The 14,021-nt window shown below is 68.3% G+C and carries 15 protein-coding genes; 12 read left to right on the top strand and 3 right to left on the bottom strand.

Annotation, left to right across the window (positions count from 1 at the left end; translation table 11 throughout):
* The first annotated feature begins 2 nt into the window (after positions 1-2).
* The 9 genes from INF26_RS05210 (at position 3) to INF26_RS05170 (ending at position 6,201) form a co-directional block, all read left to right on the top strand.
* Entirely contained in the window at positions 3-449 is a 447-nt protein-coding gene (locus INF26_RS05210) for a hypothetical protein (RefSeq protein ID WP_193529674.1), read from the top strand.
* 124 nt (positions 450-573) lie between these two features.
* A complete protein-coding gene (locus tag INF26_RS05205; protein ID WP_193529673.1) occupies positions 574-855 on the top strand; it encodes a type II toxin-antitoxin system RelE/ParE family toxin in 282 nt (93 codons plus the stop codon).
* Entirely contained in the window at positions 842-1,135 is a 294-nt protein-coding gene (locus INF26_RS05200; protein ID WP_193529672.1) for a HigA family addiction module antitoxin, read from the top strand. Before INF26_RS05205 ends, INF26_RS05200 begins: the two co-directional genes overlap by 14 nt.
* A gap of 10 nt (positions 1,136-1,145) precedes the next feature.
* Positions 1,146-2,066, top strand: a complete 921-nt coding sequence (locus INF26_RS05195) for a ketopantoate reductase family protein (RefSeq protein ID WP_193529671.1) — start codon at positions 1,146-1,148, stop codon at positions 2,064-2,066.
* 196 nt (positions 2,067-2,262) lie between these two features.
* A complete protein-coding gene (locus INF26_RS05190; protein ID WP_193529670.1) occupies positions 2,263-3,057 on the top strand; it encodes a transporter substrate-binding domain-containing protein in 795 nt (264 codons plus the stop codon).
* Positions 3,058-3,186: 129 nt separating this feature from the next.
* On the top strand, positions 3,187-3,864 hold the full coding sequence (locus INF26_RS05185) for an amino acid ABC transporter permease (RefSeq protein WP_193529669.1): 678 nt from the start codon (positions 3,187-3,189) through the stop codon (positions 3,862-3,864).
* Positions 3,864-4,619 carry an amino acid ABC transporter ATP-binding protein gene (locus INF26_RS05180; RefSeq protein ID WP_193529668.1) on the top strand — a complete coding sequence of 252 codons (756 nt, stop codon included), beginning with the start codon at positions 3,864-3,866 and terminating at the stop codon, positions 4,617-4,619. Before INF26_RS05185 ends, INF26_RS05180 begins: the two co-directional genes overlap by 1 nt.
* An 18-nt stretch (positions 4,620-4,637) precedes the next feature.
* The gene (locus INF26_RS05175) at positions 4,638-5,273 is read left to right on the top strand and encodes a LysE family translocator (protein WP_193529667.1); all 636 of its coding nucleotides are present in this window, start codon (positions 4,638-4,640) and stop codon (positions 5,271-5,273) included.
* A gap of 286 nt (positions 5,274-5,559) precedes the next feature.
* The gene (locus INF26_RS05170) at positions 5,560-6,201 is read left to right on the top strand and encodes a helix-turn-helix domain-containing protein (RefSeq protein ID WP_193529666.1); all 642 of its coding nucleotides are present in this window, start codon (positions 5,560-5,562) and stop codon (positions 6,199-6,201) included.
* A 242-nt stretch (positions 6,202-6,443) separates the two neighbouring features.
* Here INF26_RS05170 and INF26_RS05165 read toward each other — a convergent pair whose 3' ends face one another.
* Positions 6,444-7,403: a calcium/sodium antiporter gene (locus INF26_RS05165; protein WP_193529665.1), complete on the bottom strand. Its 960-nt coding sequence runs from the start codon at positions 7,401-7,403 to the stop codon at positions 6,444-6,446.
* Between the two features lie 117 nt (positions 7,404-7,520).
* On the bottom strand, positions 7,521-10,475 hold the full coding sequence (locus INF26_RS05160) for a hypothetical protein (protein ID WP_193530135.1): 2,955 nt from the start codon (positions 10,473-10,475) through the stop codon (positions 7,521-7,523).
* Positions 10,476-10,779: 304 nt separating this feature from the next.
* Here INF26_RS05160 and INF26_RS05155 point away from each other — a divergent pair, with 304 nt between their 5' ends.
* The 3 genes from INF26_RS05155 to INF26_RS05145 are packed head-to-tail and all read left to right on the top strand — an operon-like array spanning position 10,780 to position 13,589.
* On the top strand, positions 10,780-11,241 hold the full coding sequence (locus INF26_RS05155; protein ID WP_193529664.1) for a DUF4430 domain-containing protein: 462 nt from the start codon (positions 10,780-10,782) through the stop codon (positions 11,239-11,241).
* 18 nt (positions 11,242-11,259) lie between these two features.
* Complete coding sequence (locus INF26_RS05150; RefSeq protein ID WP_193529663.1) at positions 11,260-12,132, top strand: energy-coupling factor transporter transmembrane component T; 873 nt, start codon at positions 11,260-11,262, stop codon at positions 12,130-12,132.
* Positions 12,129-13,589, top strand: coding sequence for an ABC transporter ATP-binding protein (locus INF26_RS05145; RefSeq protein WP_193529662.1), 1,461 nt, complete (start codon positions 12,129-12,131; stop codon positions 13,587-13,589). The genes INF26_RS05150 and INF26_RS05145 overlap by 4 nt, the downstream gene beginning before the upstream one ends.
* Here INF26_RS05145 and INF26_RS05140 read toward each other — a convergent pair.
* On the bottom strand, positions 13,562-13,987 hold the full coding sequence (locus INF26_RS05140; RefSeq protein WP_193529661.1) for a hypothetical protein: 426 nt from the start codon (positions 13,985-13,987) through the stop codon (positions 13,562-13,564). The two genes, INF26_RS05145 and INF26_RS05140, sit on opposite strands and share 28 nt — an antisense overlap.
* Positions 13,988-14,021 lie beyond the last annotated feature (34 nt).

Raw genomic sequence — 14,021 nt, 5'->3', positions numbered from 1 at the left:
CGATGGGTGCGAGCAAGGAGACGCCGGAGCTGGTCTTTCGCGGGCGCGTGGGCGCGTGGTACCAGGTCGTCTGCGTTGCCGTCGCCGTGGTCGTCGCCATTCTGGCGCTGCAGACCACGCTGCCCGTCCTTGTGCCCATCCTGGCACTGGTCGTTGGTGCAGCCTTCCTGGTTCCGCCTGCCCTGCGCAACCGCGTGGAGCTCTACGCCGACCACCTGGAGGTCTTCTTCGGCTGGAACCACGTGGTCATCCCGTACGCGCACGTGAGCGGCGTGGTGCAGCTCACGGGTGGTGCCAGCCAGTTCACGGGCCACAACTGCGCCGCGTCGACCGACGGCCTCTTCATCGAGGCGCCCGAGGACGGCGACGCCGCCGTCTGCGTGACCGACAACGACGCCCTGGCCGCCGAGCTCCGCCGCCGCGCGGGGCTGGATGCGTCACGCAGATAGAAAAACGCTTGAAATAGGAACATGTGTTCGGTACACTCATGAAACAGGGGTGATGGGCGCGTCGTTCTTCTCGACATTACTTCTGTAATAGAGTAGTATTCTGAGATACGGAAGTAGTGGTCAGATGGACTTCAAAGATCGTGACCTGGCTGCGTTCTGGGAAGACTTCACGTGCCCACCGCGCAGGGTGCCCCCGGGAGTCCGCAAGATGCTCTACCGCAGACTCCAGATGCTCGATGCGGCGCACAGTCTACTCGACCTGCGAACTCCGCCGGGAAACCATCTCGAGAAGCTCTCGGGGTCGCGTGTGGGGTGCTACAGCATTCGCGTGAACGACCAGTGGCGCCTCTGCTTCCGGTGGTCGGACGGCGAGGCAAGAGAGGTCGAGTTCTGTGACTACCACTAACCCCTACATCTCCAATCCCGGGGAGATCCTGCTGGAGGAGTTCCTGCAGCCCCTCGGCATCTCGCAGTACCGGCTGGCCAAGGCGATCGGCAGGCCACAGTCCGCCGTGTCCGACATCGTGAACGGTCGTCGTGCCATCACGCCCGAGATGGCCTGGCTGCTGTCCCGCGCGCTGGGGACGACGCCCGAGTTCTGGCTCAACTTGGAGGCGGCCTATAGGCTCAAGACGATCGACGAGGCCTCGATGCCCGAGGTAACCCCGCTGGTCAACATCGCTTAGGAGGACTGACATGGCAATCGAGAGCGTCGCAATCCTGGGCAGGGGAGCGGTTGGCCTGCTCTACGGCACGCTGGCCGAGAAGAACCTCGGCCCCGGGGCCGTCCGGTACGTGATGGACGACGAGCGTTTCCGTCGTCATGCTGGTGAGACGGTGACCGTGAACGGCGAGCCCTGCCGCGTGCCCACGATTCCCGCGAGCGAGGCCACGCCGGTCGACCTGGTGATCCTGGCGATCAAGGCACCGGGCCTGCCCACGGCACTCGACACGATGGAGCGCCTCGTGGGCCCGCACACCGCCATCGCGTCGCTCATCAACGGCGTCACGAGCGAGGAGCGCGTGGCCAAGCGCTTCGGCTGGGAGCATACCGTGCTCTCCGTAGCGCAGGGCATGGACGCCGTCTTCATCGGGTGCGACATGACCTACAGCCACGCCGGCGAGATCCGCCTCGGCGCGGCGCCGGGGACCGCCGACGGCGTGGTCGACGCGGTCGCCGACCTCTACGAGCGCGCCGGCATCCCTCACGTGGTGGAGGAGGACATCCGCCGCCGCATGTGGGTGAAGCTCATGCTCAACGTCGGCATCAACCAGACCTGCATGGCCTTCGACGGCACCTACGGCTCCGCGAGCGAGCCGGGCAGCGAGCAGAACCGCTGCTTCGTCGCCGCCATGCGCGAGGCGCTGGCCGTCGCCCGCGCCGAGGGCGTGGACGTGACCGAGGCCGACCTCGCGCAGATGGCCGCGCTCACGGCCTCGCTGGACCCGGCCGGCATGCCGTCCATGGCGCAGGACCGCATAAACGAGAAGCCCACCGAGGTCGAGGAGTTCGCCGGCACCATCTGCCGCCTCGCCGAGCGCCACGGTCTTCTCGTCCCCACGAACCAGTGGCTCTACCAGCGGATTCGCGAGCTCGAGGCAGGCTTCTCCCGATAGTGGGACCGATTCCGCCCCGCAGATTCTTGCAGAACGGTCACCGAGAGAAATTATGTAAATCCGCCCATCATGCTGCGGCTTGCCGCAAAGTGTTAAAGGAACCGAAATAACGCTCAGCTACAGTACAGGGGCAGCCTCGCCCAGCGTGCGAGGCCTCCGTACGTTTTGCGCACGTTTTTCCTAAGGAGGAGTTGCCATGTCCGCTTCCGTCTCTCGTCGCACGTTCCTCGGCATCGCCGGCGGTGCCGCTTCCATCCTCGGCCTCGCGGCCTGCGGCGGCAACAACGCCGCCTCCGATGACGTCGACGGCGACGCCAAGACCTACCTCGTCGCCACCGACACCACCTTCGCTCCGTTCGAGTTCACCAACGACGCCGGCGAGTTCGTGGGCATCGACGTGGACATCCTCGCCGCCATTGCCGCCGACCAGGGCTTTACCTACGAGCTCAACTCCCTCGGCTTCGACGCCGCCGTCGCCGCGCTCGAGTCCAACCAGGCCGACGCCGTGATCGCCGGCATGTCCATCACGCCCACGCGCCAGGAGGACTACGACTTCACGGACTCCTACTACCAGTCCTCGGTCTGCTGCGCCGTCAAGGAGGGCAGCGACGTCAAGGGCCTCGAGGACCTCGCCGGCCAGAAGGTCGCCGGCAAGACCGGCACCCAGAGCCTCGACTGGGCCGAGTCCATCAAGGACCAGTACGGCTTCGAGATCACCTACTTCGACACGTCCGACATGATGTACCAGGACGTGCAGACCGGTAACTCCATGGCCTGCTTCGAGGACACGCCCGTCATGGAGTACGGCGTGGCCCAGGGCAACGGCCTTCAGATCATCGCCAAGGAGGAGGACGAGTTCGCGAGCCCCTACGGCCTGGCCGTCATGAAGGGCAAGAACGGCGAGCTCATCGAGATGTTCAACGCCGGCCTCGCCAACATCAAGGAGAGCGGCGAGTACGACGAGATTCTCGCCAAGTACCTCGAGGCCTAGCAAGACCCTTTCGAGGGGCGTCGGGTTTCCGGCGCCCCTCGTCATGCGGGAGGGCGGCGCCCGCCGTCCTTCTCGGCACGTAGTTTCACCGGGGCCCGCGTGCGAGGCCCCCCGACGCAAAGGTACGACATGGATCTAGCCGGTTTCTTCGAGACGCTGGGCGAGGTGTGGCCGCTTCTGGCCAACGGACTGACCACCACGCTCTACGTGACCGTGATCTCGCTCGTGGTGGCGATGTTTTTGGGCATCTTCGTGTGCCTCATGAACCTCTCCAAGATCGCCCCGCTGCGCGGCATCGCCAAGTTCTACATCTGGATCATCCGCGGCACGCCGATGCTGGTCCAGGCGTTCTACTTCTACTTTGCCGTCCCGCAGCTGCTCCAGGCGACGATCGCCCCCGACTTCCGCCTGGACGTGGTCACCGCGAGCATCATCACGCTGATCCTGAACGCCGGCGCCTACATCTCCGAGATCTTCCGCGGCGCCATCCAGTCGGTGCCCAAGGGCCAGATGGAGGCCTCGCGCTCGCTCGGCGTGGGCCACGCCACCACCATGCGCAAGATCATCCTGCCCCAGGCCGTGCGCATCTGCCTGCCCAGCCTCGTGAACCAGTGCATCATCACGCTCAAGGACTCCACGATCATGTACGCGATCGGCCTGCCCGAGATCATGAACCAGGCCAAGGTCTACGTCGGACGCACGTTCGAGAGCTTCGCCACCTACACCTGGGTCGCCGTGATCTTCCTCGTGATCACCAGCGTGCTGATGATCGTCTCGTCCCAGCTCGAGAAAAGGATGCGCAAGTAATGGCCAGCAAGAAGCACACCACCAGCGAGGTCAAGATCCACGTCGAGGGCCTCACCAAGGACTTCGACGACACCCAGGTCCTGCGCGGCATCGACATCGACATCCACGCCGGCGAGGTCGTCTGCGTCATTGGCCCGTCCGGTTCGGGCAAGTCCACGTTCCTGCGCTGCATCAACCGTCTCGAGGAGGCCACGTCCGGCCAGATCGTGATCGACGGCACCTCGATCACCGCGCCCGGTGCCAACGTCGACAAGATCCGCCAGCACGTGGGCATGGTCTTCCAGCAGTTCAACCTCTTCCCGCACTACAGCGTGCGCGAGAACGTCATGTACGCGCCGGTGGAGCTCAAGCTCATGAGCAAGGAGGAGGCCTCCGCCACCGCCGAGCGCCTGCTCGCGCGCGTGGGCCTCTCCGAGAAGGCCGACGCCATGCCGAGCTCCCTCTCCGGCGGCCAGCAGCAGCGCGTTGCCATCGCCCGCGCCCTGGCCATGAACCCGGACATCATGCTCTTCGACGAGCCCACCTCCGCGCTCGACCCCGAGATGGTCGGCGAGGTCCTCGACGTCATGCGCGAGCTCGCCGAGCAGGGCATGACCATGGTGGTCGTCACGCACGAGATGGGCTTCGCCCGCGAGGTTGCCGACCGCGTGATCTTCGTCGACGAGGGCATCATCCAGGAGCAGGGCACGCCGGATGAGGTCTTTGGCAACCCGCAGAACCCGCGCACCCAGAGCTTCCTCTCCAAGGTCCTCTAGGGCCGGGCGGCGCGCTTCATGCTGGGAATCGTCGGCTACGGGGGCTTCGTCGCGTCCGCGGCGGCCCTGTGCCTCACGCCGGGCATCGACACCGTCTACATCCTCACGCGCACCGTCTCCGGCGGCCGGCGCGAGGGGCTGGCCAGCGCGCTCGGCATCAACGCAGGCCTGGTGGTGCACACGATCCTCGTGGCGGCCGGGCTCTCGCTCGTGCTCGCCGCCTCTCCGGTGGCCTTCAACGTGATCAAGGTGGCAGGTGCGGCCTACCTCGCGGTGATGGGCGTGCGCAGCATCCTCTCCGGTGGTTCGTCCTTCTCGGTGGGCGAGAAGGACGGCGAGCCCGCGGCTGGCTCCAACCTGCGCGTCTTTGCCCAGGGCGTGCTGACCAACGTGCTCAACCCCAAGATCATTCTGTTCTTCCTGGCGCTGCTGCCGCAGTTCGTGGCCACGCCCAACCCCTTCGGTCCGGTGCCGTTCCTGGCGCTCGGCCTCACCTACGTGGCGCTCTCCACGCTCTGGACCGTGGTGATCGTGCTGGTTGCGGCGCCCTTCTCGCGTCTGCTGACCCGCAGCCCGCGCGCCGGACGCGTGACGTCCGTGGCCTCCGGCCTGGTCTACATCGCCCTCGGCGCCACGATCTTCCTTACGGCGTAGCGGCCCCTCTCGCCCGGCGGCCGCCCGTCTCCTCTTTTGAGGACATGCGCGCTCCGTCCACAGGGTGTGTACACCTCCCTCTCAGGGTATGTACACTGTTGCAGAATTAATACGGTACCATGCGACATTGTTTCAGCAGGTAGATCGGTTACCGAGAAAAGAATCAACTTCGCAACTGTGTACACGCCCTGAGAGGGGGGCAACCCGGGCGGTGCGTGTCAAAGGGTTTTGACTCGCCGCGGGCACCCGATGCGGGTATGATTTCCGCAAGGAGAGGGGGCGTGCCATGGCGGAGGAGCTCCAGAGCGCGCGGCAGGTCGTGGGCGAGCGCGTCCGCGAGCGGCGCGAGGCGTCAGGCCTCACGCAGGCCGAGCTCGCGCAGCGCATCTACGTGAGCCGCCAGACGGTCAACAACTGGGAGACCGGCAAGACCCTCATCGACGTGCAGAGCCTCACGCTCGTGGCGAGTGAGCTGGGGACCAGCGCCTCCGAGCTGCTCGGCGAGCACGGCCTCGCGGCGGTGCGCGCCGAGGCCGAGTCACGCCACGAGCTTGTCAGGCTGCTCCTCAGGGCGGCGCTCGCCTATGCGGTATTCTTCGTCGCCACGGTAGCCTTCTTCTACGCGACGTGGCTTCTGGACTGGGACACCTCGACCGGCAGGGGGCTGTATCTCCTGGCGTCGTTCCTTCGCCTGTTCGCCTGCTTCTGGAGCGGTGCCTGCGACGCTCGCGTCACCCGATACATGCGCGAGCACGACCTTGCGGACGCCACCAGGCTCTGGGCCTTCCTCGAGGGGCGCGACCCCGAGGACGCCCTGCCGAACGACTTCCTCTACCGCACGTTTCTGCCCATGCGGCGCTTCTGGATGAGCCTCGCCGCCATCGTGCAGCTCCTGCTGCTGTGCCTCCCGATGATGCCGTTCGCCTAGCGCCTCTTTGTCCTCCCTTGCCGCCTGAAGGCAGAAAACCGGAGAGGCTGTGTCACTTTTCCCTTCGTCTGTGTGACCGTTTCTCGACACCGCGTCCGAGCCCAGCTGTCGCATCGAAGAACTGCCTGTTAAGGAAGGCGTCTGAATCGCGATTTGCGAAGAACGTCGCTCGAAGGCACACAGACAAGGAAAAAAGTGACACAGGGCAGCCGATATTCTGCCTTTGGAACAACTGTAATGGCTCAGCGCATCACCGACGTGGCGATGTAGGCGGCGTAGAGCACCACGAAGACGACGCCGTTGGCGCGGCTCATCTCGTGGCGGCGCCCGATGAAGGCAAAGCCAACGAGCACGGCCGAGAAGAGCGCGAGCAGTGCCAGGTCCACGTTATACGCCGGGTCGTAGGGGATGTTGGCGAAGAGCGCCGGCCCGCCCATGACGAGCAGCAGGTTGGAGATGTTGGAACCCACGACGTTGCCCACGGCGATGTCGGAGTTGCCGCGGAAGGCGGCAACCACGCTCGTGACCAGCTCCGGCAGACACGTGCCGAGCGCCACCACGGTGATGCCGATGACGCGCTCGGAGATGCCCATAGCGCCCGCGATCTCCACGGAGTTGTCCACCACGAAGTCCGCGCCGAACTTGAGCATCGCGATACCGCCCACAATGAAGAGCAGGTCACGGAAGGTGTTTGAGGAGACGACTCCGGTGTCGGGGTCCTCCGGGGCACTCTCCTTCTCCGTTGCGCCCTCGCCGAGGCCCACGACGACGGTCCGCGCCACGAAGGCGACGGACGCAGCGAGAAGGACCACGCCCTCGACGAGCGTGACCTGGCCGTCCGTGTTGGCCACGAGCGCGAGCAAGCCGCAGGCCGCCACGCTCACGGGGATCTCGAAGCGCTGGGTGATGCGCGAGAGCGTGACCGGGGCGATCACCGCCGAGAGACCGAGGATGAGCAGCAGGTTTGCCAGGCAGCTGCCCATGACGTTGCCGAAGGCCATATCCGCGTGGCCGCCCACGGCGGAGGTGACGCTGACCACGAGCTCGGGCAGCGACGTGCCGATAGCCACGATGGTGAGTCCGGCCACGCGCTCGGGGACGCCGAGGCGCGCGGCGATGCTGCAGGCGCCGTCCACGAGGAAGTTGGCGCCAAAGATGAGCAGGGCGAATCCAAGCACGATGATGACGAGGCTGAGAAGCACGACGGTCCTTTCCGGATTGGGGATACCGTCATCGAGTATTCCATGGGCGGAATTTCCCCAATCCGAGTCGGCGACCGACTCCCAACCGAATACACAAGTGGGACGCGCCGCCGCGGCTCAGCGACGCCAGAGGAGGACAAAGGCCGTCGCCACGGCGGAGGCACCAAAGAAGAGCAGGACGAGAAGGACGGTGCCGTCGTCGCGCTCGCCGGTCGCGGGGAGGTCGCCGCCTTCCGGGGTGGCGACCTGCCCGTCTTCGGAGGGCCGCTCGTCCGGCCGTGCGGGGGAGTCGTGGCCGGGGTCCGGGGCGGTCCCGGGGTCGTCGGGCTCGGGCGTCGGGTTCGGCTCCGGATCAGGCGTGGGCTCCGGTTCGACGTCGTCGGGCAGGACGAGCGCGCCGTTGTTGCCCAGGCGAGCGGAGAGCCGTACGGCGCCGGCGCCCTCCTCGGCGAGCGAGAGCCACTCCACGTACGGCGCGCTGCCCGTGACGTCAGGGTCCTTCTCGGCGGAGCCCAGATCGGTGGCGCTCACGTAGCGCGGCGTGCCCGCGAGCACCACGCACTGCCCGTCCCGCACGTCAAAGCGCAGGGGGATCTCGCTCACGTCAAGGGCCACCGTGTAGGGCTCCATGGTCTTCTCGACCTTGGCCGGCGCGTCGCCACCCGCCGAGGAGACGTCCGCCGTGTAGACAGTCTGCTCAAAGTAGTAGGTCTGGCCGCTCTGGGGGAGCGTCGCGAGCGGGGCGTAGCCACTCGACGTACGCGAGAAGAGCGGCGTGTCGCGCGAAAACGCATAGTAGGAGTTGGTCTGCGCCGCCCAGGCAGACGCCACGGCTCCCGCGGCGGCGTCGGTGCCCGTGCCGGTGAAGGCGCTCGCAAAGACCGCCCTCGCTCCCGAGGGCACGTGCTGCACGTCCGCGCCGAGCGCCGCCTCAAGCTCCTCGTCGCTCACCTCCTCGCCGGCATCGGCGCGCTCGAGCACGGCCTCGGTGTCCGGCGTGGGCGAGACGAGATACGCAAAGCGCAGCGGCTTCACGTCCGTATCGCCGTCAAGCGCCAGCGTGGCCGAGCCGTCCTCTGCCAAGGTCACGCTCGTGCGGCGCGCGGGGACGGCGTCAACGGGCACCGAGAGCAGAAGCGTCTGCCGCCCGGTGGCAAGGCTCGTCTCCACCATGACCACAAAGTCGTAGAGCGTGACGTCGCCGCCGGTGTACTGGTTGGGCAGGTTCCCGATGTAGTAGTACGTCTCGCAGACGGCGGTGGCGCCGCTGTCCTGCGCGGCCTCGATCTTCTCGCGCACGTCCTCGGGCGCCCGCTCCTGCCAGCGCCCGTCCGCGGCGGCGTCCACCTCGGCCTGCGTGGCAAAGGCGAAGGGCTCGCCGCCCATCGGGATCATCTCGTGCGCGCCGTTCACGTACCACGAGGCGCGGTTGGAGAAGTCCCCGGGGCCGTCGTAGGAGAACTGCCCGTCCTGCAGGGCGTCATAGAAGAGGTCGTAGACGGAGTGGCCGAGGTCGTAGCGCGCGTTCATGGCCTCCACGAGGTAGCCGAACTCGTGCGTGGCCTCGACGTGGCCGGGGTCCTCGAGGCTGATCTTCACGGCCTGCGCGGCAAGCTCGCCGTCGAGCAGCGTGTCCCCATACACGATGCCGCTCACGCGCGCGACCTCCATGCCGGGGCCAACCTCGTCGGACACGGTGACGCGGCTGCCGCCGGGGCGGTCGTCACCGGGGCCGCCCGACGCCGGCGCCGTGTAGACCACGCCGAGCGAGCGGTCCACCACGGTGCCGAAGGCCCACGAGAGCGCGCTCGCGCTGCGGGCGGAGAGATAGTCGTCGACGGGCGTGACCTCGTAGCCGTCGGCGGCGCTGAGCAGGCCCGGCGCACAGGGGAAGGTGACGTCCTCGGCCACGAGGCCGCGCGTGCCGGATCCGTAGAGGTGCAGCGTGACGTCCTTCTCGCCCGCCGCGGAGGCCTCGGCGAACGTCCGCGCCGCCGTGGAGAGGTTGTCGCGCAGGTCCGTGCCGGACGCCGCGCCGGTGCCGGGCAGGGGGTGGTGCGCCTGCTCGTGGGCGGTTTCAAGCAGGTAGGCGGCCGTCTCGCTCGTGTCCAGGCCGCAGGTGAAGAACGTGAGAGGCCGCTTGGGGCCCCATGCGGCGCCAACGCGCGCGGCCTCGTTTCGCATCGTGAGCAGCGTGGCGAGAAGTGCGTCCGTGCCGTAGCCGTTCTCGCGGCTTCCCGGCAGCGGACCAAGAAATCCCGTGGCGTCACCGGTGTAGACGGGCGGGTTCGTGAAGTCGGGACTCGCCATCGGCGGGGTCTCGCGGCCCATGAGGCAGAGCACGGGGACGCGGCCCTCTGAGCCGGGGTCGTCCGCGGCGGCGGTCAGAACGTCGCCCGCCACGTGCGTCGCAAGCTGCAGGTAGGACCCGCTGCCGAGCCGCGCGGAGGCCGTCGTGCCCGCACCGTCCGTGGTCGTGGCGGTCACGGAGAGCGTGCCGCCGTCGTATGCGACGTAGTGGCCGTTTCCGTCCGGAGCGTAGGTGCCGAGCGGCATGAGCGTCGTGACCTTGGAGTCGTAGCCGATCACGGCCACGCGCGTGGGGGTGGCGCCGTTACCGTTTTCCGCCATGAGGCGCGCGATTGCCTGGTTGAGGGCGTCGACGAGGTAGTCTGCCTGGGGCCGGCCGCCGTAGGTGATGTCCTCCAGAAGCCGGTTGGTGCTCACCACGAAGACCACGTCATGCGCGGGGCCGCCCTCCTGACGCACGGAGACGGCCGAGGCCAGCGTGGAGAGGCCCACGATGAAGCTGTGGTCGTCCACGTCGATCTTCACGGGCAGGCCGGCGGCGCGGGCGTCGTCGGCGCTGGCATAGACGGACTTGTCGGCCCAGATGCGCCCGGCGTTCTCCGTTGAGACGGTGCCGGAGCCCGTGCCAAAGACCTCCTCCCAGCGGGCGGAGGTGTCGGGGTCAACGAGCTTGGCGAGCCCCGCCGCGCGTGCCGTCGTTGGGACGAGCGCGAGGAACAGGGCGAGAAGGACGAGGAGGGCGGTGCGCGGGCGGCGAGACATGGTGCCCCGATTCTGCGGGAGCGGATAAATGCTTCCTCTATACCCGCATTTCTCGCCCGCGCGGGCGGTACACGAAAGGCGCGCATCCCTGACGGCTGGCTGCAAGGGCCGGCGCGCCGCGCGCATGCTACACTGACCCAACCACATATCGAGGGCACGGCTCTTGCAGCTGCTACGTCATGTTGAAAACGGCTCCGGTTTGACTCCGGATCAGCACACGGCTGTGCCAGGGACGGCGGGGGACGCCCGCTGGCCCCGCCTTGCCCTCCCGACACCCGGACATCCGGGAGGAAGCGAGGCACCCATGTCTCAGAAGAACCTGTCGAGAAGGACCTTCGTCGCGCGGCTCGCCGGCGGCTTCGCCGCGTGCGCGCTCGCGCTGACCGTCGTCGCGTGCGGCGGCGCGCCCGCTGCGGGCGACAACGCCGCTGACACCGGCCAGGAGCAGCAGGCCACGATCGAGGTCACCGTGGAGATCGACGCGACGGCAGGTGAGGGCGAGAAGACCACGGCGACCGTCGAGCTCCCCGAGGGCGCCACGGCCTACGACGCGCTCGTTGCCGCCGCCGACGACGTCAACGCCTCGGACTCCGAGTACGGCATGTACGTCCAGGGCATCAACGGCCTGGCCGGCGGTGACTTTGGCGACATGAGCGGCTGGATGTTCGAGGTCAACGGCGAGATGGCCGAGGTCGCCGCCTCCGAGCTTGAGCTCGAGCCCGGCGACGTGGTGACCTGGCTCTACGTGACCGAGTTCACCGAGTAGCACGCCCCAGCGCTGCCCATGGCCGTCAAGCGAACCATAGCCTTCGACGCCTGTCACGCGACCGTCCCCGCCGCGCTCTTCGCGGGGGCGGTCGCTCTCGCGATGCTGGCGGTCCACCCCGTCTGCGTGGCGGTCTCGCTCGCGGGCGCGCTGCTCTTCTCGCTGCTCGCGCGGGGCGGCGCCGCAACGGCGCGCGGGCTCGCGTGGCAGCTGCCGCTGCTCGCGCTCGTGTGCCTGCTCAACCCGCTCTTCTCGGCCTCCGGCTCCACGCTCCTCTTCAAGTTTGGACCGCGCAGCGTCTACCTGGAGAGTCTTGCCTACGGGGCCACGATGGGCGGCCTCATGGTCGCCGTGGTCCTCTGGTTCGAGGGCGCGGCCGCGGTGCTCACGCAGGACCGGCTCCTCGCCCTCGCCCCCCGGCGGGCCCGCACGCTGCCGCTGCTCCTGGGCATGGCGTTTCAGCTGGTGCCGCAGCTGCTCGGCCGCTCCCGCGAGGTCCGCGCGACGCTCTCCGCCTGCACGGCGGCCGGCGCGCGCTCGGGCGTTTGCGAGGCGCTCACGCGCACGTCGTCCATGCTGCTCACGTGGTCGCTCGAGGAGTCGATCGAGCGCGCGGACTCCATGCGGGCCCGCGGCTGGGAGTCGGGGCTGCCGCGCACGAGCTACCGGCCGGAGCGTCCCCGCCCGCGGGACATGGCGGCACTTGCTGGCATTGCGGCCCTGCTCATCGTTACCGCCACGTGCGCATGGGCCGTCTGTGCGCAATGGCGCTTCTACCCGCGCATGAGTGGGCTCGGCCCCTGGTGGGCCTGCGTGCCCTGCGCGCTTCTCGCCCTGCTGCCCGCCGCGGCCGAGCTGGCGGCACGCCTGCGCGAGAGGGGGCGGCGATGAGCGCGCTTGCCTTCGATCGCGTGACGTTCGCGTATGCGGGCACCGAGAAGCCCGTTCTTCTCGACGTCTCCCTCGAGGTGCCCGAGGGCGCGTTCGCACTGCTCGCGGGCGCCACGGGCTCGGGAAAGTCAACGCTTTTGCGCCTTGCGAAGCCCGAGGTCGCGCCGGTAGGGGAGCTCTCCGGCACGGTGCGCGCGCACGGTGAGGACGTTCGCTCACTCGACGCCGCGGCGTCCGCGCGCGCGGTGGGCTACGTCTTCCAGAGCCCGGACGCCCAGATGGTCTGCGACACGGTCTGGCACGAGATGGCCTTTGGCCTGGAGAACCTTGGCGTCCCGGAGCCGGAGATGCGTCGCCGCGTGGCAGAGACCGCCACATACCTGGGCATGGGCCCGTGGTTCCGCGACCGCGTGGCCGAGCTCTCGGGCGGCCGGCGCCAGGTGCTGGCACTGGCGTCGGTGCTCGCCATGCGCCCGCGCGCGATCCTGCTCGACGAGCCCACGAGCATGCTCGACCCCGTCACCGAGCAGGCGTTTCTCGCCCTGCTCTTCCGCGCCAACCGCGAGCTGGGCATGACGGTCGTGCTGGCAACGCACGCGCCCGGCCCGATGCTCGACTACGCCACGTGCGCCTACGTGCTGGAGGGCGGCCGCGCGCGCGAGGTCGCGCTCGAGGAGCTGCGCCCGGCCACCCTCGATTCGCTGACGGGAATTACGCATCGCCAGGATGGTTCGTGCCCAACGGGCGGTAAAACCCGTCACTCAGACGAGAAGGACGTGCGCCCCGTGCTCTCCCTGGACGACGTGTGGTTCCGCTACGACCGCGACGCGGACTGGGTGCTGCGCGGCTGCGACCTTGCGGTGGGCGCCGGCGAGGTGCGCGCGCTGCTCGGCGCCAACGGCTGCGGCAAGTCGACGCTGCTGCAGGTCGTGGCCGGCGTGCTGGGCCCCCGGCGCGGGCGGGCGAGAAACGCGTGCGCCGGCGACCAGGCCCTGCTGCCGCAGGACCCGCGCGCGGTGCTCGCGTGCGAGACGGTTCGTGACGAGCTCATGGAGTGGTCCGCGTCATCGGGTCGCTACGGGGCTGCCGAGGTCGACGCCGCGCTCGAGCGCCTGGGCCTCGCCGGCTGTCCGGGCCGTCACCCCTACGACCTCTCCGGCGGCCAGCAGCAGCTGCTTGCGCTCGAGAAGCTCCTGCTCGTGCGCCCGCGCCTGTTGCTGCTCGACGAGCCGACCAAGGGGCTCGACCGGGCGGCGCGCGCCGCGGTGGCCGGGCGCGTCCGCGCGGCGGCGAGCGGCGGCGCCACGGTCCTTCTCGCCACCCATGACGCCGCCTTCGTGAGTTCCGTCGCCGACACGGCCTCGCTCGTCTTCGACGGCGAGGTCACGACGACCGAGCTCGCCGCCGAGTTCCTGCGCGAATCCTGGCTCTACTCGAACAGCAGGAACGGCTCCTGATCGGCGAGCTCGTTCTCGTCGAGCTCCTCGAGGTCGTCGACGTGCTCGTGCTCGTCGTCCTCGTCACCCCAGGCGTAGGCGTTTGCGAGGTCGCTGTCCTCGTCCGCCACGGGCAGCGCGCTCGTGATCGAGCACAGGCCGTCCATCGCCGGCACGATCTTCTGCCACTGGCAGATGACGGGATCGCTGGGAACGCCCTCGAGCTCGGTCAGGGAGTCGAGGTAGATCTCGTGCGCCCCGTCGAGAAGGTCGGACGTCTTGCGGACCTCATGGAGGTGCGCCGCGAACTTCTCCATCGCCTCGTCGGCGTTCTCCGCCTCCACGACGATGGGCATGAGGCAGTAGTTGTCCTTGCTGTCGGTGTCGTCGTTGTAGCTGAAGTTGCCGATGTACAGCATGGTGCCTCCTCGGTCGCGGGCCTATGGCAAACTG

It is taken from the genome of Thermophilibacter gallinarum (assembly GCF_014982725.1).
Taxonomy (GTDB): Bacteria; Actinomycetota; Coriobacteriia; order Coriobacteriales; family Atopobiaceae; genus Thermophilibacter; species Thermophilibacter gallinarum.
The sequence above is the reverse complement of the archived record's forward strand: the minus strand, read 5'-3'. Positions and strand labels throughout refer to the sequence as shown.